The organism is Aeromonas sp. sif2433, from assembly GCF_019218705.1.
GTDB lineage: Bacteria > Pseudomonadota > Gammaproteobacteria > Enterobacterales > Aeromonadaceae > Aeromonas > Aeromonas encheleia.
In genome coordinates this window covers 21,020-41,960 of record NZ_JAHUXD010000012.1, presented here as the reverse complement: position 1 = coordinate 41,960, position 20,941 = coordinate 21,020, and the positions used below count along the sequence as shown (strand labels likewise).

21 protein-coding genes and 1 pseudogene are annotated in these 20,941 nt (G+C 60.8%); 14 read left to right on the top strand and 8 right to left on the bottom strand.

The window, feature by feature from the left end:
- Nucleotides 1-118 precede the first annotated feature (118 nt).
- The 7 genes from KW825_RS17090 (at nucleotide 119) to KW825_RS17060 (ending at nucleotide 6,692) form a co-directional block, all read left to right on the top strand.
- Nucleotides 119-661, top strand: coding sequence for a cupin domain-containing protein (locus KW825_RS17090; RefSeq protein ID WP_042652930.1), 543 nt, complete (start codon nucleotides 119-121; stop codon nucleotides 659-661).
- Between the two features lie 180 nt (nucleotides 662-841).
- Nucleotides 842-2,338 (top strand): aldehyde dehydrogenase, encoded by a 1,497-nt coding sequence (locus tag KW825_RS17085; protein WP_042652931.1) that lies wholly within the window; start codon nucleotides 842-844, stop codon nucleotides 2,336-2,338.
- A gap of 125 nt (nucleotides 2,339-2,463) precedes the next feature.
- A complete protein-coding gene (locus KW825_RS17080) occupies nucleotides 2,464-2,637 on the top strand; it encodes a hypothetical protein (RefSeq protein ID WP_170176021.1) in 174 nt (57 codons plus the stop codon).
- A gap of 120 nt (nucleotides 2,638-2,757) precedes the next feature.
- The gene (rarD, locus tag KW825_RS17075) at nucleotides 2,758-3,654 is read left to right on the top strand and encodes an EamA family transporter RarD (RefSeq protein ID WP_218329893.1); all 897 of its coding nucleotides are present in this window, start codon (nucleotides 2,758-2,760) and stop codon (nucleotides 3,652-3,654) included.
- A 71-nt stretch (nucleotides 3,655-3,725) separates the two neighbouring features.
- Nucleotides 3,726-4,544, top strand: coding sequence for an AraC family transcriptional regulator (locus KW825_RS17070; protein WP_218329892.1), 819 nt, complete (start codon nucleotides 3,726-3,728; stop codon nucleotides 4,542-4,544).
- 293 nt (nucleotides 4,545-4,837) lie between these two features.
- Entirely contained in the window at nucleotides 4,838-5,479 is a 642-nt protein-coding gene (locus KW825_RS17065; protein ID WP_042652934.1) for a LysE family translocator, read from the top strand.
- Nucleotides 5,480-5,582: 103 nt separating this feature from the next.
- Nucleotides 5,583-6,692, top strand: coding sequence for a YeeE/YedE thiosulfate transporter family protein (locus KW825_RS17060; RefSeq protein ID WP_232018886.1), 1,110 nt, complete (start codon nucleotides 5,583-5,585; stop codon nucleotides 6,690-6,692).
- Nucleotides 6,693-6,786: 94 nt separating this feature from the next.
- Here the strand turns inward: KW825_RS17060 and KW825_RS17055 are convergent, their stop codons facing one another.
- A complete protein-coding gene (locus KW825_RS17055; protein WP_218329891.1) occupies nucleotides 6,787-7,407 on the bottom strand; it encodes a LysE family translocator in 621 nt (206 codons plus the stop codon).
- A gap of 101 nt (nucleotides 7,408-7,508) precedes the next feature.
- On the opposite strand from KW825_RS17055, the gene KW825_RS17050 reads away from it, so the two are divergent.
- Complete coding sequence (locus tag KW825_RS17050; RefSeq protein ID WP_218329890.1) at nucleotides 7,509-8,405, top strand: LysR family transcriptional regulator; 897 nt, start codon at nucleotides 7,509-7,511, stop codon at nucleotides 8,403-8,405.
- Between the two features lie 15 nt (nucleotides 8,406-8,420).
- On the opposite strand, the gene KW825_RS17045 is transcribed toward KW825_RS17050, so the two are convergent.
- Together KW825_RS17045 and KW825_RS17040 are read right to left on the bottom strand one after the other, a co-directional pair.
- On the bottom strand, nucleotides 8,421-9,089 hold the full coding sequence (locus tag KW825_RS17045; protein ID WP_218329889.1) for a chromophore lyase CpcT/CpeT: 669 nt from the start codon (nucleotides 9,087-9,089) through the stop codon (nucleotides 8,421-8,423).
- 144 nt (nucleotides 9,090-9,233) lie between these two features.
- Nucleotides 9,234-9,728 (bottom strand): GNAT family N-acetyltransferase, encoded by a 495-nt coding sequence (locus KW825_RS17040; protein WP_218329888.1) that lies wholly within the window; start codon nucleotides 9,726-9,728, stop codon nucleotides 9,234-9,236.
- 303 nt (nucleotides 9,729-10,031) lie between these two features.
- Between KW825_RS17040 and KW825_RS17035 the strand changes: the two genes are divergently transcribed.
- A complete protein-coding gene (locus KW825_RS17035; RefSeq protein ID WP_042652938.1) occupies nucleotides 10,032-10,688 on the top strand; it encodes a hypothetical protein in 657 nt (218 codons plus the stop codon).
- 132 nt (nucleotides 10,689-10,820) lie between these two features.
- Nucleotides 10,821-11,267 (top strand): SRPBCC family protein, encoded by a 447-nt coding sequence (locus KW825_RS17030; RefSeq protein ID WP_218292492.1) that lies wholly within the window; start codon nucleotides 10,821-10,823, stop codon nucleotides 11,265-11,267.
- 187 nt (nucleotides 11,268-11,454) lie between these two features.
- Here the strand turns inward: KW825_RS17030 and KW825_RS17025 are convergent, their stop codons facing one another.
- Nucleotides 11,455-11,955, bottom strand: coding sequence for a DUF1993 domain-containing protein (locus tag KW825_RS17025; RefSeq protein ID WP_218292491.1), 501 nt, complete (start codon nucleotides 11,953-11,955; stop codon nucleotides 11,455-11,457).
- 262 nt (nucleotides 11,956-12,217) lie between these two features.
- Here KW825_RS17025 and KW825_RS17020 point away from each other — a divergent pair, with 262 nt between their 5' ends.
- Together KW825_RS17020 and fabF are read left to right on the top strand one after the other, a co-directional pair.
- Entirely contained in the window at nucleotides 12,218-12,745 is a 528-nt protein-coding gene (locus KW825_RS17020; protein WP_218329887.1) for a helix-turn-helix domain-containing protein, read from the top strand.
- A complete protein-coding gene (fabF, locus tag KW825_RS17015) occupies nucleotides 12,742-14,019 on the top strand; it encodes a beta-ketoacyl-ACP synthase II (RefSeq protein WP_218329886.1) in 1,278 nt (425 codons plus the stop codon). Before KW825_RS17020 ends, fabF begins: the two co-directional genes overlap by 4 nt.
- A 199-nt stretch (nucleotides 14,020-14,218) precedes the next feature.
- Here the strand turns inward: fabF and KW825_RS17010 are convergent, their stop codons facing one another.
- Nucleotides 14,219-14,731, bottom strand: coding sequence for a hypothetical protein (locus tag KW825_RS17010; protein WP_218329885.1), 513 nt, complete (start codon nucleotides 14,729-14,731; stop codon nucleotides 14,219-14,221).
- Nucleotides 14,732-14,917: 186 nt separating this feature from the next.
- Here KW825_RS17010 and KW825_RS20760 point away from each other — a divergent pair.
- Nucleotides 14,918-15,105: pseudogene (locus tag KW825_RS20760) on the top strand (hypothetical protein); the annotation flags it as partial.
- A gap of 82 nt (nucleotides 15,106-15,187) precedes the next feature.
- Here the strand turns inward: KW825_RS20760 and KW825_RS17000 are convergent.
- The 3 genes from KW825_RS17000 to uvrD form a co-directional block, all read right to left on the bottom strand.
- A complete protein-coding gene (locus KW825_RS17000; RefSeq protein WP_218329884.1) occupies nucleotides 15,188-16,132 on the bottom strand; it encodes a sce7725 family protein in 945 nt (314 codons plus the stop codon).
- 24 nt (nucleotides 16,133-16,156) lie between these two features.
- The gene (locus tag KW825_RS16995; protein ID WP_218329883.1) at nucleotides 16,157-17,023 is read right to left on the bottom strand and encodes a sce7726 family protein; all 867 of its coding nucleotides are present in this window, start codon (nucleotides 17,021-17,023) and stop codon (nucleotides 16,157-16,159) included.
- A 321-nt stretch (nucleotides 17,024-17,344) separates the two neighbouring features.
- Entirely contained in the window at nucleotides 17,345-19,516 is a 2,172-nt protein-coding gene (gene uvrD / locus KW825_RS16990) for a DNA helicase II (protein WP_218329882.1), read from the bottom strand.
- 410 nt (nucleotides 19,517-19,926) lie between these two features.
- Between uvrD and KW825_RS16985 the strand changes: the two genes are divergently transcribed.
- Nucleotides 19,927-20,925 carry a BMP family protein gene (locus KW825_RS16985; protein ID WP_042652944.1) on the top strand — a complete coding sequence of 333 codons (999 nt, stop codon included), beginning with the start codon at nucleotides 19,927-19,929 and terminating at the stop codon, nucleotides 20,923-20,925.
- Nucleotides 20,926-20,941: the final 16 nt, after the last annotated feature.

Sequence of the window (20,941 nt, the reverse complement as noted above, 5' to 3'; positions counted from 1 at the left end):
ACACCTGAATCCATAAAAAAGGGCCATTTATCGCCCCTGCTTGGTGTCACCCTCTTGGGGTGGTATAAGATATTTAACACAATTTTAATAATAGTAAACAGTCAAGGAGTGTCTATCGATGGATATCGGTCACCGCCTCAAGGCGGTTCGCACCAAGGCGGCCCTCTCCCAGCGCGAGCTGGCCAAGCGCTCCGGTGTGACCAACGGCTTTATCTCCCAGATCGAGAAAAATCAGGTGAGCCCGTCCGTGGCCTCGCTGCGCAAGGTGCTGGAAGGCATTCCCATGTCGCTCGCCAGCTTCTTCACCGATGAGACGGAGATGGATTCCGAGGTGATCTTCCGTGCGGACGACATGCCGGATCTCGGCACCCACCCCATCAGCTACCGGCTGGTGGGTCACAGCCGTGCCAACCGCGCCATCGGCATGATGCAGGAGATCCTCCCCCCCGGGGCCGACACCGGCGACGACATGCTGAGCCACGAAGGGGAAGAGTGCGGCATCGTCATCCAGGGTCAGGTCGAGGTGACCGTCGGCGAGCAGATCCACCTGCTGGCGCCGGGGGATGGCTACTACTTCGACAGCCGCACCCCACACCGTTTCCGCAACGTGGGCGAGCAGGAGTGCGTGCTGATCTCGGCCAACACCCCGGCCAGTTTCTGATGACGGAGCGGCCGCCTTTGGCGGACGGGCGGGCCCACCAGCCCCGGTGATATCCCCGTCCGTTGCCAAAGGCTGACGGGGGCAAATGTTTAACAAAGTTGTACACATATGATTTACAAGCGGCAGGATGTTTAGCATATTGATACGCGGAGACTATCTTTGCCGGTTCAAGGAGTGAACATGAGTGACCTGACCCTGGCCCAGTGGCAACACAAGGCCGCCCATCTGACCCTGCCCTCGCAAGCCTTTATCGACGGCAGCTACCGGGACGCCGTCAACGGCGCCACCTTCGACTGCATCAACCCGGCCAACGGCCAGCTGCTGACCAAGGTGGCATCCTGCGATGCCGCGGATGCCGAGCTGGCGGTGCAAGCCGCCCGCGCCGCCTTCACCGACAAGCGCTGGAGCGGGCTGGCCCCGAAACAACGCAAGCAGATCATGCAGCGCTTCGCCGATCTGATGCGCCTCAACAAGGTGGAGCTGGCGCTGCTGGAGTCGCTGGACATGGGCAAGCCCATCGGCGACGCCATGGGCTATGACGCCCCCGCCGCCGCCAACTGCATCGCCTGGAACGCCGAGGCCATCGACAAGATCTACGATCAGGTCGCCCCGGTCGAGGAGAGCGCGCTGGCGCTGGTGACCCGCGAGGCGCTCGGGGTGGTGGCCGCTATAGTGCCCTGGAACTTCCCGCTGGTGATGGCCTGCTGGAAGCTGGGACCGGCGCTCGCCACCGGCAACTCCGTCATCCTCAAGCCGTCCGAGAAATCCCCCCTCACCGCCCTGCGCATCGCTGGCATCGCGAAAGAGGCGGGCATCCCGGATGGAGTCTTCAACGTGCTGCCAGGCTTTGGCCACACAGTGGGTGAGGCGCTGGCCATGCACATGGACGTGGACTGCATCACCTTCACCGGCTCCACCAAGATCGGCAAGCATCTGGTTCAGTGCTCCGGCAAATCGAACCTGAAACGCGCCTTCATGGAGTGTGGCGGCAAGAGCCCCAACATCATCATGGCGGACGTGCCGGATCTGGACGCCGCCGCCAAGAGCGCCGTCGGCGCCATCTTCTACAACCAGGGCGAGGTGTGCACCGCCGCCTCCCGCCTGCTGGTGCAAAACAGCATCAAGCCGCAGTTCATGGCGCGGCTGCTGGCCCATGCCCGCGAGTGGATCTCCGCCAACCCGCTGGATCCCGCCACCCGCATCGGCGCCATGGTGGACAACATCCAGCTGGAGCAGGTGCTGCGTTACATCGAGATCGGCCAGCAGGAGGGCGCCAAGCTGCTGCTGGGGGGCCAGCGCACCAACCAGGAGAGCGGCGGCTTCTATATAGCCCCCACGATTTTTGATGAGGTGACGCCGCAGATGCGCATCTTCCGCGAGGAGATCTTCGGCCCTGTGCTGGCGGTGAGCGGCTTCGATACGCTCGAAGAAGCCATAGCGCTCGGCAACGACAGCGACTACGGCCTGGCCGCCGCCATCTGGACTGCGGACCTCAACCAGGCGATCAAAGGCTCCCGCGCCCTGCGCGCCGGCACTGTGTTCGTCAACAACTGGGATGGGGGCGACATGACGATGCCGTTCGGCGGCTTCAAGCAATCCGGCAACGGCCGCGACAAGTCGCTGCACGCGCTGGAGAAGTACACCGAGCTGAAGAGCACCTGGATCCAGCTCGATTAATGTCAGAAATGAGCCGATGTGACGAAAGAGGGGGAGAAATCCCCCTTTTCCATTTTTACCCTTTCATCACCCGCCTCAATCGATATAATCGTCAAATAGACAAGCTGTTAAATATAAAGATAAAAATGCTGTTTTTCCTGGGAAGTGTACTGTTTCTGGTGGTGGGATTGCCGCTCCTGTTCTTCGTGCTGGGCCAGGGTGAGGCCTATGTGACTTGGGGCCCCTGGATCTCCGCCATCGTACTCATGCTGTGGCTGCTGATGGATGTGGAGAAGATCCGCCGCGGCGGCGGTCGCTGAGCCGGTTCCATGCTGTAAAAATCTCGCCAAGCCTCGTTTATTCACTTCTTTCCCCCCAAAAGTATCGCTACACTGATTTTTTGCGATGTTTTCCAACATCCGATTCTGAAGGTTATCCACATGCAGCAACAAATTCAGCGCCAGGGCGTCATCTATGCCCTGTGTGCCTATACCCTTTGGGGCCTGGCGCCCATCTACTTCAAGACCATTTCCGCCGTCCCGGCCGCCGAGATCCTGACCCATCGCATGATCTGGTCCTGCGTCCTGCTGCTGGTGCTGACCCTGCTCGGCCGCCAGTGGCACAAGGTGCGGGTGGTGCTGCGCCAACCCAAGGTGCTGCTCACCCTGGCCTTCACCTCGGTCACCGTCGGCGGCAACTGGCTGCTGTTCATCTGGGCCATCAACAACGGTCACATGCTGGATGCCAGCCTCGGCTACTACATCAACCCGCTGTTCAACGTGCTGCTCGGCATGCTGTTCCTGAGCGAGCAGCTGCGCCGCCTGCAATGGTGGGCCGTGGGGCTGGCGGTGATCGGTGTCGCCGTCCAGCTCATCGCCTTCGGCTCCCTGCCCTGGATAGCGCTGGTGCTGGCCTCGAGCTTCGCCATCTACGGCCTGATCCGCAAGAAGCTGGCCCTCGATGCCCTCACCGGCCTGCTGATCGAGACCCTGATCATGCTGCCCCCCGCCGCCATCTACCTGTGGGGATTCGCCGACAGCCCCACCAGTCATCTCACCGAAAATGACTGGCACCTCAACCTGCTGCTGATCGCCGCCGGGGCCGTCACCACGGCGCCGCTGCTCTGCTTCACCGCGGCCGCCACCCGCCTCAAGCTCTCCACCCTGGGTTTCTTCCAGTACATAGGCCCCAGCCTGATGTTCATCCTGGCGGTGACCCTGTACGGGGAGTATCTGGCGCTGGACAAGATGATCACCTTCGGCTGCATCTGGAGCGCGCTGGTGCTGTTCAGCCTGGACGGGCTGCGCAGTGGCAAGCGCCGTCAGGCCGCGGGTTGAGGCCCAGGGTACGCTGTGGTCGACGCAATAATCTACAAGCCAATCGCCGGCTTTCGGGTTATCAATAGCCGATGAGCGCCCCCCCATCCCGCATCCATTACTGGCAATCCCCGCTGCTGCCGGGGGTTGAACTCTCCCACTCCCACCACCGGGAGTTCAGCTATGGCCGCCACGTGCACCTGGACTATCACATCGGTCTGGTGCAGCAGGGTGGCCAGAAGTTCATCCACAAGGGCAGCAGCCACAACCTGGTGCGCGGCGAGCTCTCCACCGTCAACCCGGACGAGATGCACGACGGCCTCAGCCTGCTGCCGGAAGGCTACGAGGTGCGGGTGTTTGCCATCGCCCCCGAGCAACTGGCGCGCTGGCTGCCAGACAACCCTGAGCCCTTCTTCGACAAGGGGTTGCAGGCCAGACCCGACCTCTATCAGGGCTTCGCCCGGCTGCACATGTACCTGGATCGCCCCCAGCCGGACGGCCTGCTGGCGGAGAGCCGGTTGCTGGCCCTGCTAGGCGATCTGCTGCGGCTGGCACCGGAGCGCCACGCCCTGGCGGATCCCCAGCTGCGCTACCTGCGCGATTATCTGCTGGGTCAGCTGGATCAGCGCCACAGCCTGGAGGATCTCGCCGCCCAGTTCGGGCTGGATCGCTTCGCCTTCCTGCGCCAGTTCAAGAAGAAGACCGGCATGACCCCCTATGCCTGGCTCAAGCGGCTGCGCCTCGAGCGCGGCAAGCTCCTGCTCGCCCGCGGCCTGCCGGTGAGCGAGGTGGCGCTGGCGGTCGGTTTCTTCGATCAGAGCCACTTCCACCACGGCTTCCGCCAGGCCTTCGGCCTCACCCCGGCGGACTACCGCCAGCAGATGCAGTCGCTCACAGGCCAGTCGAGCTGACGGCCACCGGCCCGACCGATTACCACCGGCAGATGCTCTCTTTCACAGGCTAAGCAGGCTGACGGCCACCGGCCCGACCGATTACCACCGGAAGATGCTCTCTTTCACAGGCCAAGCAGGCTGACGGCCACCGGCCCGACCGATTACCACCGGAAGATGCTCTCTTTCACAGGCTAAGCAGGCTGACGACCGCCGGCCCGGCCAAATACCACCGGCAGATGCAATCTTTTACAAGCCAGCCCCCGCCCCTATCCCCCATGCTGCCACCTCGTCGTCTTTCCTGGAGTTATGTCATGTTCACCAGCCTGTTTCTGACCATAGGTCTCATCCACCTGATCGCCCTGGCGAGCCCGGGCCCCGACTTCGCGCTGATCCTGCGCACCAGCCTGCACAGGCCCACCGCCCTCGGGGCGGCGCTCGGCATAGCGCTCGCCATCTTGCTGCACGCCACCCTCAGCCTGACCGGCATCAGCCTGCTGATCGCCAGCCAACCCTGGCTGTTCATGGCGGTGAAGATAGTGGGTGCCCTCTATCTGGGCTGGCTCGGCTGGGGGGCGATCAAGGCGGCGCGGCAGGAGAGCGCGACGCTGGCACTCAGGGCCGGCGGCGAGCTGCAAGGCTGGAACCGGGGGCTGCGGGCCGGGCTCGCCACCAACCTGCTCAACCCCAAGGCGCTGCTGTTCTTCATGGGCCTGCTGGCGGCCATGGTGACACCACAGGTGGACGGCCTGACCCGTGGCCTGCTGATCCTGGAGTTGTTCCTGCTGTCCCTGGCCTGGTTCGGGCTGCTGGCCTGGAGCCTCTCCACCGCGCGGGCCCAGCACCTGCTCGGCCGGGTGCAACGACCGCTCAATCTGGTCACCGGCCTGCTGTTTGGCGCCGTAAGTTTATCCATCCTGGTGGAGCTGGCCGGCGAGGCGAGTGCCTATATCTGAGCCATGCCAACCACGCCCGCCGTAGAGCGGGCTGGTGTCGGACTCATTGTGGGATTAGGATGCAGGCCGTCAACTCACCACAATAGTTTAAGGATGCATCGGCATGACTCGAAAATGGTCGCTCCCCATCGTGGCACTCGCGGGGGGAGCGTTACTCTGGCTCGGCAACACCTTTGGTATGAAATGGGCCCTGATGGCCCTGATCGGATTCGGCTTCGGCTTCACCCTCTCCTTCAGTCGCTTCGGCATAGTGTTCGGTTGGCGCGAGATGCTGACCAAGCGCAACAGTTACTATGTGCGGGTTCACCTGCTCACCATCGCCATCGAAATTCTGCTGTTCACTTGCTTCCTCTCCTTCAGTCACGCCCTGTTTGGCGATGCCATGGTCGGCAACGTGATGGCCATCGGCATTCCCTTCATCGTCGGCGCCTTCCTGTTCGGGATCGGCATGCAGCTGGCGGGGGTCTGCGCCACCGGCACCCTCTACTGCTGTGGCGAGGGCCAGCCCCGCTTCTGGCTGGTGCTGCTCTGCTACGGCATAGGCACTCTGATCAGCAACCAGTTCCGCCCCACCTTCGACGCCACCTTCTCCAGCCAGGTCGTGCTGGCCAAGGATCTGACCGGCAATATCTGGAGCGGCATGTTGCTCAACCTGGCGCTGGTCGCCGTGCTGTTCCTGCTGTTTCGCAAGAGTGAATTGAAGCGCACCGGCGAGATCAAGCCCATCTTCGGCGGCGGCAACCTGTTCTGGCGCGACGGTCGCTTCACCGTGCTGACCGGCGGCATCCTGATCGCCCTGCTCAACTCCGCGGTGGTGGCCCTGCACGGCTCGGCCTGGACCATCACCGGCGCCGTCTATGACATGGCGCTGCGCGGCGCCTCCCTGTTCGGCCTGTTCGAGGGCAACCCGAAATTGGCCCAGCCGCTGTTCACCAACCCCATGGTCGGCATGTTCTGGCTGGGGATCCTGGGGGCGGCGCTGGCTCGCTGTCTCAGCGGGGGCGGCAGCCACACCCCGATCCGCCTCGGCAACAGCCTGGCGGCCATCCTCGGCGGTCTGCTGATGGGGATGGGCGCCATGTACAGCGCCTGCAACCTCGGCGGCTTCTTCGACGGCACTGCGTCGGGCAGCCTGCACGGCTGGGTCTGGATGCTGATGGCCCTCGGCGGCAGCCTGATCGGCATCCGATTGCGGCCACTGTTCAAACTCTGATGCAAGCACGGGATGGGGCCGATCTGGGTCGGCACCATCCCGCGCTTCCTCGCCAAACGGGTTCCCCCTGCCGGCACTGCCTCCCTAGCCCCTCTCAGCCCAATGCCCTTATCAGCAACAAGAGCGCGAAGCCGGTGAACATCACCGCCGACAACCGGTTGATCCCCCTGGCGAAGCGATCGCCATAACCCTGCAGCCCCACCCAGCGAAACACCAGGCAGTAGCCGCCGTGCACCAGCAGCACCACGGCGCTGAAGCTCAGCGCCAGCAGCATGCACTGGCCCAGCGCCCCCTGGCGAAAGTCGATGAACTGGGGGAACAGGCTGGTGAAGAAGATGATCGCCTTGGGATTGAGCAGGCTGATGAGCACCCCCTTGGCGAAGCTGCGCCGGCAATCCCGATCCGTGGTCGTGCCCACCACTGGGCTGACCCCGCGCTGACGCCAGGAGTTCACCCCCAGGTAGAGCAGATAGAGGGCGCCCCCCAGGGTGAGGATCTGCTGGCCCCCGGCCAGCCAGTGGGTAAACCAGAGCACCGCCAGCGAGGCCAGGGTTGCCACCAGCAGTATCCCCACCGCCACCCCGACGAAGCCGGCGATGGCGTGGCGGGTGCCCCGGGTCAGGGTGTTGCCTATGGTGTAGATCACCGCGGGGCCGGGACTGAGCACAGTCCCCAGGGCGAGCAGCAGGTAGAGGGCGTAATATTCGAGACTCATCGCAGGGCATTCCGTGGTCGATTGGATGCCGCCCAGTATATTGACAGCCTCTTCGCCAGCCAGACATAGTGGCGCTCGGCTTTATAAACTAGGAGTTTAGAGTGGATCGCCTGACTGCCATCGAGATCTTCGTCGAGGTCGCCCGCGCGGGCAGCTTCAGTGCCGTGGCGGATCGCTTCGAGATGACGCCGGCCATGATCGGCAAATACATCAAGTGGCTGGAGGCCAGGGTCGGCTCCCGCCTGCTCAATCGCAACACCCGCTGCCAGAGCCTGACCGAGGCGGGCAGGGAGTACCTCGGCGGTTGCCAGAGCCTGCTGCAACACTATCGGGAGCTGGAGCAGAATACCCAGGCCCACACCGGCCAGGCGACGGGCAAGATCCGCATCAATGCCCCCATCACCTTCGGCAGCTATCGGCTGACCCCCCTGCTGTGCCGCTTCATGGCGCAATATCCGCAGATCCGCATCGAGCTGGATCTCTGTGATCGGCTGGTCGATGTGATCGGCGATGGTTTCGATCTCATCTTCCGGGTCGGCACCCCCAAGGACGCCGCCTACATCGCCCGTCCGCTGAGCCACTCGGCCTCGGTGTTCTGCGCCTCCCCTCTCTATCTGCAACGCCACGGCACCCCGCTCGAGCTGGCGGATCTGGCCCGCCACCACTGCCTGGGCTTCGCCCCCTGGCTGACCCAGTCCGGCCTGGCCGCGGAGTTTCCCCTCGAGCAGCTGCACCTGTGGGACAGCCCCTTCATCAGCAACCATGGCGGCGCCCTCAAGGTGGCCGCCCTGAACCATGCGGGCATAGTGCTGCAACCGCGCGCCCTGCTGAGCCAGGAGCTGGCCAGCGGCGCCCTGATGGAGATATTGGCGGATGCCCTGCCCGCCCCGCGCCCCGTCAACATGCTCTACCCCGCCAGGGAGCCCATGCCGCTGCGGCTGCGGCTACTGATCGACTACCTCAGCGAACACCGCCACGAGCTGGACATAGCGGCCTGACGCGGGCCGGCCGGCTCATTCCCCGCGCTGTTTCACCCTGCGCAGATAGACATAGCCCTCGCCGGGGCTGCCCCAGCGCTGATGGGCGTCGTTGTCGTAGGCCCTGTCCAGCAACCTGACGCTGTTGGGACCGATCCAGAGGTATTGCACCAGGGTGCTGGCGCCGCCGAAGTTGGTGGCACAGCTGCCGACCCTGCTGTGGCCCGCGTATTCTCCGGAGGGTTGGCGGGTCAGCCAGATCTCGCAGCCCTGGCGCAGGGAGAGTTGTTGCGGGGTGAGGGAGTCGAGCAGTTCGGGCTTGCGCCAGGCGCCGGCGAAGTCGATGGCCCTGGGCATGGTCAGCTCGGCCATCAGGATGCGGCCGTCCGGCAGCGGGGAGAAGCGGTAGATGCGCTGACGAAACGGGCGCACCGCCCGCTCGGTCAGGAATTGCTCGGCATAGACCCAGCGAAAGCCGCTGTCACCGGGCCAGATCTCCACCAGCCGCAGCTCGGCGCTGGTGAAGCGGCGATCGTAACCGGCCTGCTCCTGACTGGAGAACTCGCCGGTGAACCAGGAGAGCAGCGGCTCCATGCTGGCCTGGCTCGCCAGGGTGGTCGCCGGCGCGGCAACAAAGGGGGTCGGCGCCGCCCACACCAGGCTGGCGTAAAACAACCCGAACAGGGCCGCCATCAGCTGTATCATCGAATCCTTCCGAGTCGCTTGCATGGCGGCGATTATATGAGCGAACGGCGGCAATAACCTCTACCTTGATCAACTCCTTGCAGATCTATCGAAAAATCACTCGGTTAGCGAAAGAAGCTGACGGCAGGGGCCAGCCTCGCCGCCTCAGCCAAGATAGGAGAGCACCGCAAACTCGTTGCCGCCAAATTCGAACGCGGCCACCTCGTGCATGCCCATCTTCTCGTGGGCGCGCAGCGAGGCGATGTTGTCACACCGAATGAAGAGGATCCCCTCTCGCGCCGGCAGCTGTTGCCGCAACGCCGAGAACATGGCCTGCGCCAGGCCCTGGCCCCGCTCCTCGGCGGCCACGCAGATGGGGCCGTACACATAGGCATCGGGCGCCCCCTCATAGACGGAGAACATGGCCCTGACCAGGGGCACCTCTATGGTCATGGCCCGCGAGCCGGTCATCAGAAAGCCGGTCACCCGCCCCTCGCGGCGCGCGACTATCAGCGGCATGGCACCCATCATCTCGGCAATCTTGTCCCGCGGCATACTCGCCGCCAGGGAGCCGCCCCTATCGGCCTGATTCTCGGCCTGCAGCGCCGCTATGCCATCCAGATCGCCCTCGACCGCGCACCCGATCACGACCTCGCTCATGTTCACACTCCTGCCAATCTCTGTCTGTGTTGAGGGCCACCCCGCACCAGCCGGTGCTGGGTCGCCGTATCAGCAAGGCCGTATGAGTCGCTTGCATGGCGGCGATTATATGAGCGAACGGCGGCGATCGCCTCCCCCTGCTGCAAATACAGTGGCCGCCACCACCCCCTGATGCCGGCCAGGGTGATGCCGTTTGACCAGGAGGCCGAGGCGGCGTCCGGCCTGCGGCTATGGCGCCTTGACCGCGGATGAAAAGCCGACCCATGCTTGTCCATATCCGAGTCACAAGGAAGTGAGTCTGCCATGAGCCAATCCCGCTTTTCCCCCCTCGACCCCATCTCCCGCCACTCCGAGATCCTGTTCGGCCTGCTGATGGTGCTCACCTTCACCGGCTGCTTCAACGCCCTGGAGGCGGGGCAGGCGGAGGTCAAGGAGCTGCTGATCGCCGGCATCGGCTGCAACATCGCCTGGGGCATGATCGATGCCATCGTCTACCTCATCACCACCCTGGCCGAGCGCGGCCGCTCCCTGCGGCTGCTGCAACAGCTGCGCCTGCTGCCGCAGGGGGAACCGGCGGCCCTGCTGGCGATCCGCGATGCGCTGCCGCAACTGCTGGCCGAGATCAGTCGCGACGAGGAGCTCAGAGGCTGGCAGGCTCGCCTGAACGAGCACCCCACCACGGCGCTGGGCCGCATCTTCTTCTGGAACGATCTGCGCAACACTCTGGGGGTCTTCCTGCTGGTGTTCCTCTCCACCTTCCCCGTGCTGCTGCCGTTCATCTTCCTCGATGACACCGTGCTGGCGCTGCGCCTCTCCCACGCCATCGCCCTGCTGATGCTGATGCTGATCGGTCGTGGCCTGGCCCACTACGCCGGCTCCCCGCGCCCCTGGCTGATCGGCATCCTGTTCGCCGCGGCGGGCGCCGTGATCGTCGTCATCACCATCGCCCTTGGCGGCTAAGCCGCCTCCCATCCCGCCACCATCTCCCTGCGCCTGCCCTTCTCCCCTCGCCCCCTGGCGGCCAGGGGTGGGGCGGGCACGGCGCCCATGAGCGGCTATCCTTGTGCGGGACCCCAGGAAGAGGAATGAATCATGACGACAGGAACGGTACGACTGCACAGGGTAGTCAAGGCCCCGCCGCTGCGGGTCTATAGAGCCTTCATCGAGGCGGATGCGCTGGCCAAGTGGCTGCCGCCCCACGGCTTCACCTGCCAGGTACACCAGCTAGACGCCAGCGTCGGCGGCACCTTTAGGATGTCGTTCACAAATTTCGGCACCGGCCACGGCCACTCCTTCGGCGGCGAGTACCTCGAGCTGGTGCCAGGTGCGCGCATTCGCTACACGGACAGCTTCGATGACCCCAACCTGCCGGGGGAGATGCGGGTGACCATCAGCCTCAGCCCGGTGCTGTGCGGCACCGACCTCGCCATAGTGCAGGAGGGGATCCCCGCGGTGATCCCGGTCGAGATGTGTTACCTCGGCTGGCAGGAGTCCCTGACCCAGCTGCTTGCCCTGGTCGAGCCCGAGATACCGGGTTAGCGGCGCGGGCGGCGCACCCATATATTTGGCCAAACGGCGACCCTGGGTCGCCGTTTTCTATCTGCCTGTCGCCACACATATGGTCCGGCGCTCGACCGGCGGCGGCCCTGCCCGCCACGCCTGTTGCTCCCCCCAAACGCAGAGAGCCTGCCGACATGGCAGGCTCTCTGGCGAAGGGCTGGAGCGCTTATTGCAGGTTCAGGCCGCCCAGGTAGTCCTTCTTGCCGAGATCGACCCCCGCCTGACGCAGCAGGGCATAGGTCATGGTGAGGTGGAAGTAGAAGTTCGGGATGCCGTACTCATGGACGCAGGTCTTGCCATCCATCCCCTTGCCACCGGCCCAGTAGGGGAAGTAGTGGCCGCTCTCGAAGCGGCCGTAGTCGGCGTCCAGCTTGCTCTGCAGGAAGGCGATGGTCTTTTCGACATGAGTGCGTAGATCCGCCATGGTCTTGGGCTCGTCCCCCATGACCGGCATCTCGCTGTGGCTGGCGGTGGCGACCACGGCGCGGGCCGAGTCACAGCAGATCAGCACCTGTTTGCTTAGCGGCAGCATGTCGACGATGAGGCGCTCGCCGAAGAAGTTGTCCACGTTGAACTTCTTGGCCTCGGCATGGGCGGCGGCCTTGGCCAGGCAGCCGTCGAGGTTGGTCAGCATCTTGATAAACTGGGCGGTAATGTCACGGTTCATGGTGCGTTCTCTAATCGGGTTGAAGGCGGGTTTGCACGAGCGGCCCCCACTATAGCGCATCCGTTTTCCGGTTCGAGCCCATGGCGATAAAAAGCACAGGGAGCGAGCGTGATCCGCGACAGGTTATGGCAACCATTGCAGGGGGCTCTAGGTTCGAGGTGTCGCATAGCATCGCCCACCACCGGACGGCACGAGTCACTTGCATAATGGAAGTAAGGGCCGTATGGTTACTTCCATTATGCAAGTAACCTGATGACCCCACATGCGCAAGAAGAGTCTGAGTGAACAGCAGTGCCCCATCGCCCGCAGCCTGGATCACGTCGGTGAGTGGTGGAGTCTGCTGATTATCCGCGATGCCATGCATGGCCTGTCGCGCTTCGATGAATTTCAAAAGAGCCTTGGCATCTCCCCCAACATACTGACCCGGCGCCTGACCGCCCTGGTCGAGGGGGGCCTGATGGAGAAGCGGCTCTACTCCGAGCGGCCCCCTCGCTATCAATATGCGCTCACCCCCCGCGGCCAGGATCTCAGCGCCGTGCTGATCGCCCTGCTCACCTGGGGCAATAACCACCTGGCTCCCGAGGGGGCCAGCATCCAGCTGAGGGATGCCCAGACGGGCGAGCTGGTTGAGCCCCTGCTGGTGGACAGGCGCACGGGTCAGGAGATTTCATCCTCGCGCCACACCCTGGTGCCGGGACCGGCCGCCAGTGATGGCATGAAGCAGCGTCTGCACCATGCCAATGGCGTGATGAGCGGCGATAACCCTTCGAAACAGGAATCAGAATCATGAGCTCAACTCGCATCGTGGTGACAGGAATGGGAGCGGTGACCCCGCTTGGATATGGGGTGGAAACCGTGTGGCAGCGGCTGTTGGCGGGCCAGTCCGGCTTGCGCCGCCTGCCGGAGGCCTTCACCGAAGGGCTGGCCGCCAAGGTGGGCGCCATGGTGCCCTCTCTGGCCGAAGATCCCGTGGCCGGGTTTGACCCCGATGCCGTGGTATCGACCAAGGAGCAGAAGAAGATGGATCGCTTCATCCTGTTTGCCATTGCCGCGGCCAAGGAGGCCCTGTTGCAAGCCAACTGGGCCCCCAAGACGGCGGCGGAGCAGGAGCGCACCGCCACCATCATCGCCTCGGGCATCGGCGGCTTCCCCGCCATCGTCGAGGCCGTGCGTACCACGGATGAACGGGGACCGCGCCGCCTATCCCCCTTCACCATCCCCTCCTTCCTGGTCAACATGGCGGCGGGCCATGTCTCCATCAACTTCGGCTTCAAAGGGCCGCTCGGGGCACCGGTCACGGCCTGCGCCGCAGGGGTGCAGGCCATTGGCGACGCCGCCCGACTCATTCGCTGCGGTGAGGCCGACATCGCCATCTGTGGCGGGGCCGAGGCCACCATAGACCGCGTCAGCCTGGGCGGGTTTGCCGCGGCCCGCGCCCTGTCGTCCGCCTATGCCGATGATCCCGAAGCGGCCTCCCGTCCGTTCGATGTCGACCGCGATGGGTTTGTCATGGGTGAAGGGGCCGGGATCCTGGTGATTGAATCCCTGGAACACGCCCTCGCCCGGGGTGCCACCCCCATAGTGGAGCTGGTGGGGTATGGCACCAGTGCCGACGCCTATCACCTCACCGCCGGTCCCGAAGATGGCGACGGCGCACGCCGCGCCATGATGACGGCCCTGGCTCAGGCCGGCATTCAGGCGGCGGATGTCCAGCACCTCAATGCCCATGCCACCTCGACTCCGGTGGGTGACAAGGGGGAGCTGGCCGCCATCAAACGCGTATTTGGCGCTGACAACCAGATTGCGGTGACCTCCACCAAGTCAGCCACCGGCCATCTGCTGGGGGCCGCCGGGGGCATAGAAGCCATCTTCACCGCCCTGGCCATTCGCGATCAGAGAGTGCCTGCCACCCGCAACCTGCAGCGCCCCGACCCGCTCGCCGACGGCGTGGACATAGTGCGGGGCGCGGCCCGTGACATGCGGATCGAGCACGCCATCTCCAATGGATTTGGCTTTGGCGGCGTGAATGCCAGCGTGCTGTTCAAGCGCTGGCAGGGGGCCTGATCTCGCCAGCGGGTGAACATCATCATGCCGGCTGAATGGGCGGCGAACTCCCCGCCCGGGCGCTCGCCGACTCTTTCCATCATCTTGGATACCCATCTTTTTGATGTCGAGCACCAACCTCTCTACGACTCGCTCAAAAGGAGGGGTGTCCCAGGTTTCTCGGTTCGATTAGCGAAGCGCAGTCGGACGATCCCTTTGATTACAGCCTGTCGGCAAGGGTGACAGCCTCTGACTGGGTTGCCTGTGTATCAGCAAATAGCCGCCTGCCGAGATGGCGGATCAGCAGCAGAGGGGGCAGCAGGGTGGCCAACAACCAGTGCGCCTGGGGCAGGAGAAAGGCGTGGAGTATCTCCAGCGGTAGCCAGGTCGAGGCGGTCGCCGTCATAAAGGCGATGTCGTAGGTCTGCCACAACCAGAGCCCAGCAAAGAGCGGCAGCGACAGCAGGCGCGGTGTCAGCAGAAACAGGGGCAAGAAAGCACAAGCGAGCACGGCGCTGAACTCCAGCATGGGCAGCGCCAGTTCGGTAAAGGTGTGCCCCTGAAAGTAGCCGCCCCAGTGCAGAGAATCATCCTCCATCAGCATCGGCCACCAGGAGGCGTACTGGAACAGAGTGAAGGAGAGCAAAAACAGCAGGCTGGTCAGCAGTGCCAACGCCGATTTTCGCAAAAACCACCGTCCCAGCCAGCGCAGTGTTGGCATCCATTTAGACATTAATGACTCCCATCTGGTGACGGGGCAGTATGCCGTCGTTCGCCGCACCGTCAAAGCACTCCACCATTCCGGTTAATTGTTGGAATATTGAATCCCGTCACATCGGCATCAGCCTGAGCGGTTGCGTGTCCATAAGGCCCCATGCGAACCTTTATTTGCCTTTCTTCCAACCAAAACAGAGGGGCGCCGGGCAGCCACACCCTCACCTCCAAGTCAGAGAACGATGCCACCCTGACCCTCAGCACCGAGGCGGGTAAAAACTACTACGTCTGGCAGGAGGTCAAGATGGGCTTGTTGATGGCCCGCTCCAAGCTGAGTCAGGTCAGTGAAGAGGAAGGCAAGCAAGGGGTGATGAGAGCAAGCTGGTCAAGTGACCAGATATTTTCACCTAAAAAGCACGGCGTAGCCTCATCAGCTACGCCTCTGTCGGAAAGGTGGGCGTCCTAGATATCTTTTCTATATCCACGCAGAAACATGTTGTCTGCGAAGCTCTCTATGAATCCATTCAATGTGGTGCTTTGTTGACCATCTCTTTACAGAACCTAGTCCAGGGTAATGGTGAACATTTGCACAATAATCATCTACGCCTTGAGTTGTAAAAAACGGGTGACGAGGATTTCCTGTATGCTGGATTAGCTTTGTCACAGCATTATAGTAAAGCTGGTCAATACTGTTATTTGTTGAATTGATCGATGATACAAAATGACGACATTCAACACTTTGATTTTGCAATGCTTCAGTCAAATGTAATGCTACATGGCTGGCCGCTCCACCACCTTTTGCTGCTTTCACATCGCCAATTGAAGCAAAATCACCGAAGCCATTGAAACCGTGCTGAGAAAAACTATAGAGATCACTTGGATACTGAGATGATGCTGGGTAATTTCCATTTACAGCCTGTTTTTGGAAACCATCTCGAAGGATCACCTTATGACCTTGCAATTGTGAAATTAAGCTATGAGTGCAATGGTTTATATCAAAGACATGTATTGTTGATTGCGTAGTGAAGATAGATGCAGGGAGGTTATGAGCTCGATGGACAAACAGAATTGCCCGATTCTGATACCTAGATATGAAGTTTGCCACATCGCTACTAGTTACCCCGGCTCGTACTTCAAGAGCTGGGAAAATTTTATTTGGATGAGCACTTGATAGGTTAGCCTCCATCTGAATTACGGTATTCTGTGGAGGAATTGGACTTCCTTCGTCTGTATTCAAGATGAGAGAGAGTCTAAGACCAGTACATAATATTTTATCCAGCTGTCCCTCAACCCTAGAAGAACTGCTATGTGGTTTTATTATCGGGACAACTATATTACTAATCAGAGAGTTACTGTTGCTAGCGAGTTCTCTTATTGCTAACAACTCTTCTTGTTTTGAACGAAAAAATGGCCAATACATAAATCCTCCAAATGATATTTTTAGCTAGTTCCTTAGCACACATGAAATAGGTGAGTTCAACCTATCCATTAGTAATTTCCAGTCAGACTGGTTGATTTTGTACCAATATACTGCCGCCCTCAAAGAAGAAGGTAGTTTACTTGATATTGCTTCCATCTTGGTTGCTGGAGCCCTATCTCTGAGAGCTTGAACCAATTTTATGTGAATTTCTTTAGGATTCCGGCTCGATATATAACTTCGAAGTAAATTATAAGATTCAACGGGGGATAATCCTGTAGTATCTATATCGTATTGTTCCTTGAGAAGCTCTCTTTCATTACGACGGAGAAGATAGAACATGGCTTCCGATGATAAATCATCTTGGAATATACTCGCGTCACGCAGTTTTGATAATTTATGTCTATTTGATAGTGTTAGAATGCCAACTTGTGCTGGTAATATACGTAGGGCTGTTTCAACTTGACTATCGCCAATAACAAAAACAACCTGATCAAATGCCGAGTAATATGAGGCCATTTGATTTTTTGCTCTTGAGAAATCATCTAAATTTGTTTTTATTTCAAAAACAGTAGCTTTATCTCTTACAAGAATCGCATCTGCTCTTGCAGAGCCAATCTTGAATTCATAAATCCAAGACGCTGTTGTTGGTCTGTTCACTCCAAAGACCGTTTTTGATATAAGTATGTTTTTGTATGCATATTCTGGAGTTTCGGATTTCAAAAGGTTTTGATAAGCAATGTCGCAGACCTTGTACAATGGGTCTGTCAGTTTTACTTTATCCTGATCTAGTAACCGTTCTGTTATTTCTCTTGTTGTATCCGTTGTACCATACCAAGCTGTCTCAACAAGATTTTTTGACCGAAAAAAATCTGTAAATTCTATGCTAGCCAAAACTACCCCCTGATTCTGTCGAGGTATTCTATCCACACATTCGATCATGGTCTATGGCTACTTATATGGCGGCAATGAAACACAGTTTTTTTGGAAAACTGCAAATAATGTACCCTTATGAACCCACTTCAACAACACGGAGTGACAGTTATAGACATGTTTGTACTAAAAATGTGACTTGGTACTCAGGTTTAATCGCGATTGACTACGAATGGTGATTTGAATACTAAGTGCATGGGGCAAAGTACATTAGAACAATTACGATATAGATGTATCCAACCCGGCCTAAGCCGGGTTGGATACATCAAAAGGCGAAAGAAATCAGAGCGCTTCCAACCTGGCGTAGGCGGTCACCAGCCACTTGGCGCCGACCTCGTCGAACTGGATCTGGACCCGGCTCTGCTGGCCGACCCCTTCGAAGTTCAGCACTATCCCTTCCCCGAATTTCGGATGGAGCACCCGCTGGCCGAGCTTGATGCCGCTGGCGTCGAAGCTCTGCTGCACCTCGTTCTGGCTGAAGCGGCCGTACTGGGTCGGGCGGCTGACCTGGGTGCGCAGCCGGATCTCTTCCAGGCACTCGGCGGGCATCTCGCGGATGAAGCGGCTCGGCTTGTGGAACATCTCGCGGCCATAGATGCGGCGGCTCTCCGCATAACAGATGTAGAGCTTCTCCATGGCGCGGGTCATGCCCACGTAGCAGAGGCGGCGCTCCTCCTCGAGCCGGCCCGACTCCTCGGTGGATTGCTGGCTGGGGAACATGCCTTCCTCCACGCCGACCAGCAGCACCAGGGGGAACTCCAGCCCCTTGGCGCTGTGCAGCGTCATCAGCTGCACAGCATCGGCGTATTCGTCCGCCTGATTCTCGCCGGACTCCAGCGCCGCGTGGGCGAGGAAGGCCGACAGATCGCTCATGTCTTCCAGCTCGTCCGGCCGCTGGTATTGACGGCAGGCCGTCACCAGCTCGTCCAGGTTCTCCACCCGCGCCTGGGATTTCTCCCCTTTTTCGGCCAGATACATGGCCTTGAGGCCGGAGTGCTGGATGGCGATGTCCGCCTGTTGATGCAGAGGCAATAAGGAGACCTTCTCCTCCAGCGCGTCGATGAGATCGACGAAGCCGCGCACCGCGTTGCCGGCGCGACCGGTCAGCACCTTGTCATTGAGCAGCACCCTGGCCGACTGCCACAGGTTGAGCCCCTGATCCCGGGCGTTGTTGCGCAAGATCTCCAGGGTGCGATCGCCTATGCCCCGGGTCGGGGTGTTGACGACCCGCTCGAAGCTGGCGTCGTCGCCTCTGTTGTTGATGAGGCGCAGGTAGGCCATGGCGTCCTTGATTTCCTGCCGCTCGAAGAAGCGCAGGCCGCCGTAGATGCGGTACGGCATGGCGTCCTGCATCAGCGCCTCTTCCAGCACCCGGGACTGGGCGTTGGAGCGATAGAGGATGGCGCAGTCGGCCAGCAGTCCCCCCTTCTCCTTCCAGTCCTTGAGCCGGCCGACCACGAAGCGGGCCTCGTCCACCTCGTTGAAGGCGGCGTAGAGGGAGATGGGATCCCCTTCCGCGCCCTCGGTCCACAGCTCCTTGCCGAGCCGCTCCGAGTTGTTGGCGATGACGCAGTTGGCGGCCTTGAGGATGTTGGCGGTGGAGCGATAGTTCTGCTCGAGGCGGATGGTTTCGGCGCCCTGGTAATCGGTCAGGAAGCGCTGGATGTTCTCGATCTTGGCGCCGCGCCAGCCGTAGATGGACTGGTCGTCGTCACCGACGATCATCACCTTGCCGGACTCGCCGGCCAGCATCCGCAGCCAGGCGTACTGGATGCCGTTGGTGTCCTGGAATTCGTCCACCAGGATATTCTGGAAGCGATCCCGGTAGTGTTCGAGGATGTGCGGCTTGTTCAGCCACAGCTCGTGGGCGCGCAGCAAGAGTTCTGCAAAGTCCACCAGCCCGGAGCGATCGCAGGTCTCCTGGTAGGTCTTGTAGATCTGCTGATAGGTGCGGGTGACGGGATCGCCGTAGAGATCGATGTCGCCGGGGCGCAGCCCCTCGTCCTTCTTGCCGTTGATGTAGCCCATCACGGCGCGCGGCGCCCAGTGCTTCTCGTCCAGATTCAGTGCCTTGAGCACCCGGCGGATGAGACGATACTGGTCGTCGGAGTCGAGGATCTGGAAATCCTGCGGCAGGCCGGCATCCAGATGATGGGCCCGCAGCAGGCGGTGGGCGATGCCGTGGAAGGTGCCGATCCACATGCCGCGCACCCCGTCACCGATCACCTTCTCGACCCGGCCGCGCATCTCGGCGGCCGCCTTGTTGGTGAAGGTCACCGCTATGATGGAGAAGGGTGAACAACGCTCCACCTGCATCAGCCAGGCGATACGGTGCACCAGCACCCGGGTCTTGCCCGAGCCGGCGCCCGCCAGCACCAGCAGATTGCTGCGAGGGGCCGCGACCGCGTCTCGTTGCTTGTCGTTGAGCCCGTCGAGCAGGGTTGAAACGTCCATCACCACTCCTGTTTATTTATACAGGCGGCGATTATACGGCCTGAGCGGCCAGAGACCAAATCGTCGTGCGGCCGCTCCCGTCACGGGCCGATCGCCCGCCTCCCATGCCACAGATTGGCGCCAATGGAAGCTTCCTTTTTCATCAAGGGAAGAAAACGCTTGCTTATAACACCATGAATATAAACAAAAATGTCATTTGAGCCTTATTGATCGCAGCATTTACATCTGAAAACAAGTACAAAAACAAACACTTATAAATCAATTTGCTTATATTTCAAACCGTTAACGCAAACGTTTTTCCTTTATGATCCCCTTGACCCACAGGCTGGCTCACTTACAGTTAGCCGGCGTGCTTTATGACCTGCTGATAACAGGTTGTGGACCCTCACATAACAATCAAGGATACGATCGTGACTAAAGTGCTCAAGCTGGCCACCGTGGCCGCCCTCACCCTCGCTGCCCTGTCCGCCCAGGCAGCCTCCGATCCCGCCGTCATCTATGATACCGCCGGCAAATTCGACAAATCCTTCAACGAAGCCGTGTTCCGTAATGGCGTCGAAGTCTACAACAAGGACAAAGGCGTCAAGGTCAAGGAGTTCGAACCCCAGAACGAAGCCCAGCGTGAGCAGGGTCTGCGCCGTCTGGCCAGCCGTGGCAACAGCCCCATCGTCGCCGTCGGCTTCAACATGGGTTCCGCGGTAGAGAAAGTCGCCACCGAATTCCCGAAAACCCAGTTCACCATCATCGACATGGTGGTCGACAAGCCGAACGTACAGTCCCTCATCTTCAAGGAGCATGAAGGCTCCTTCCTGGTGGGTGCGCTGGCAGCCATCGCCTCCAAGAGCGGCAAGGTCGGCTTCGTGGGTGGCATGGACATCCCGCTGATCCGCAAATTCCAGTGCGGCTACGAGCAGGGTGCCAAGTACATCAATCCGAAGATCGACGTGTACCAGAACATGACCGGCTCCACCCCGGCCGCCTTTGCTGACCCGGCCAAGGGTGCCGAGCTGGCCAAGTCCCAGTTCGCCAAGGGCGCCGACGTGGTTTACGCCGCCGCCGGCGGTACCGGTATCGGTGTCTACCAGGCTGCCAAAGATGAAGGCAAGCTGGCCATCGGCGTGGATTCCAACCAGAACCACCTGCAACCTGGCACCATGCTGACCTCCATGGTCAAGGATGTTGGCCTGGCCGCTTACAAGTCCTGGGATGACGCCGCCAAGGGCAGCTGGAAGCCGGGTATCCAGACCCTGGGTCTGGCCGAAGGCGGGGTGGATTGGGCACTCGACAAAGACAACGAGAAGCTGATCACCCCGGACATGAAGGCCAAGGTTGACGCCATCAAGGCCGACATCATCTCCGGCAAGGTCAAGGTGCACGACTACATGAGTGACAACTCCTGCAAATACTGAGTCACCGCTACTACTC

What these genes read in the sequence shown, in the direction of transcription:
- KW825_RS17020 (WP_218329887.1), top strand. Translation starts at nt 12,218, where the DNA reads ATGCGCAAGAAGAGTCTGAGTGAACAGCAGTGCCCCATCGCCCGCAGC.
- rarD (WP_218329893.1), top strand. Translation starts at nt 2,758, where the DNA reads ATGCAGCAACAAATTCAGCGCCAGGGCGTCATCTATGCCCTGTGTGCC.
- KW825_RS17025 (WP_218292491.1), bottom strand. Translation starts at nt 11,955, where the DNA reads ATGAACCGTGACATTACCGCCCAGTTTATCAAGATGCTGACCAACCTC.
- KW825_RS17010 (WP_218329885.1), bottom strand. Translation starts at nt 14,731, where the DNA reads ATGTCTAAATGGATGCCAACACTGCGCTGGCTGGGACGGTGGTTTTTG.
- KW825_RS17030 (WP_218292492.1), top strand. Translation starts at nt 10,821, where the DNA reads ATGACGACAGGAACGGTACGACTGCACAGGGTAGTCAAGGCCCCGCCG.
- KW825_RS17085 (WP_042652931.1), top strand. Translation starts at nt 842, where the DNA reads ATGAGTGACCTGACCCTGGCCCAGTGGCAACACAAGGCCGCCCATCTG.
- fabF (WP_218329886.1), top strand. Translation starts at nt 12,742, where the DNA reads ATGAGCTCAACTCGCATCGTGGTGACAGGAATGGGAGCGGTGACCCCG.
- uvrD (WP_218329882.1), bottom strand. Translation starts at nt 19,516, where the DNA reads ATGGACGTTTCAACCCTGCTCGACGGGCTCAACGACAAGCAACGAGAC.
- KW825_RS17070 (WP_218329892.1), top strand. Translation starts at nt 3,726, where the DNA reads ATGAGCGCCCCCCCATCCCGCATCCATTACTGGCAATCCCCGCTGCTG.
- KW825_RS17055 (WP_218329891.1), bottom strand. Translation starts at nt 7,407, where the DNA reads ATGAGTCTCGAATATTACGCCCTCTACCTGCTGCTCGCCCTGGGGACT.
- KW825_RS17080 (WP_170176021.1), top strand. Translation starts at nt 2,464, where the DNA reads ATGCTGTTTTTCCTGGGAAGTGTACTGTTTCTGGTGGTGGGATTGCCG.
- KW825_RS17045 (WP_218329889.1), bottom strand. Translation starts at nt 9,089, where the DNA reads ATGATACAGCTGATGGCGGCCCTGTTCGGGTTGTTTTACGCCAGCCTG.
- KW825_RS17035 (WP_042652938.1), top strand. Translation starts at nt 10,032, where the DNA reads ATGAGCCAATCCCGCTTTTCCCCCCTCGACCCCATCTCCCGCCACTCC.
- KW825_RS17090 (WP_042652930.1), top strand. Translation starts at nt 119, where the DNA reads ATGGATATCGGTCACCGCCTCAAGGCGGTTCGCACCAAGGCGGCCCTC.
- KW825_RS17065 (WP_042652934.1), top strand. Translation starts at nt 4,838, where the DNA reads ATGTTCACCAGCCTGTTTCTGACCATAGGTCTCATCCACCTGATCGCC.
- KW825_RS17040 (WP_218329888.1), bottom strand. Translation starts at nt 9,728, where the DNA reads ATGAGCGAGGTCGTGATCGGGTGCGCGGTCGAGGGCGATCTGGATGGC.
- KW825_RS17000 (WP_218329884.1), bottom strand. Translation starts at nt 16,132, where the DNA reads ATGTATTGGCCATTTTTTCGTTCAAAACAAGAAGAGTTGTTAGCAATA.
- KW825_RS17060 (WP_232018886.1), top strand. Translation starts at nt 5,583, where the DNA reads ATGACTCGAAAATGGTCGCTCCCCATCGTGGCACTCGCGGGGGGAGCG.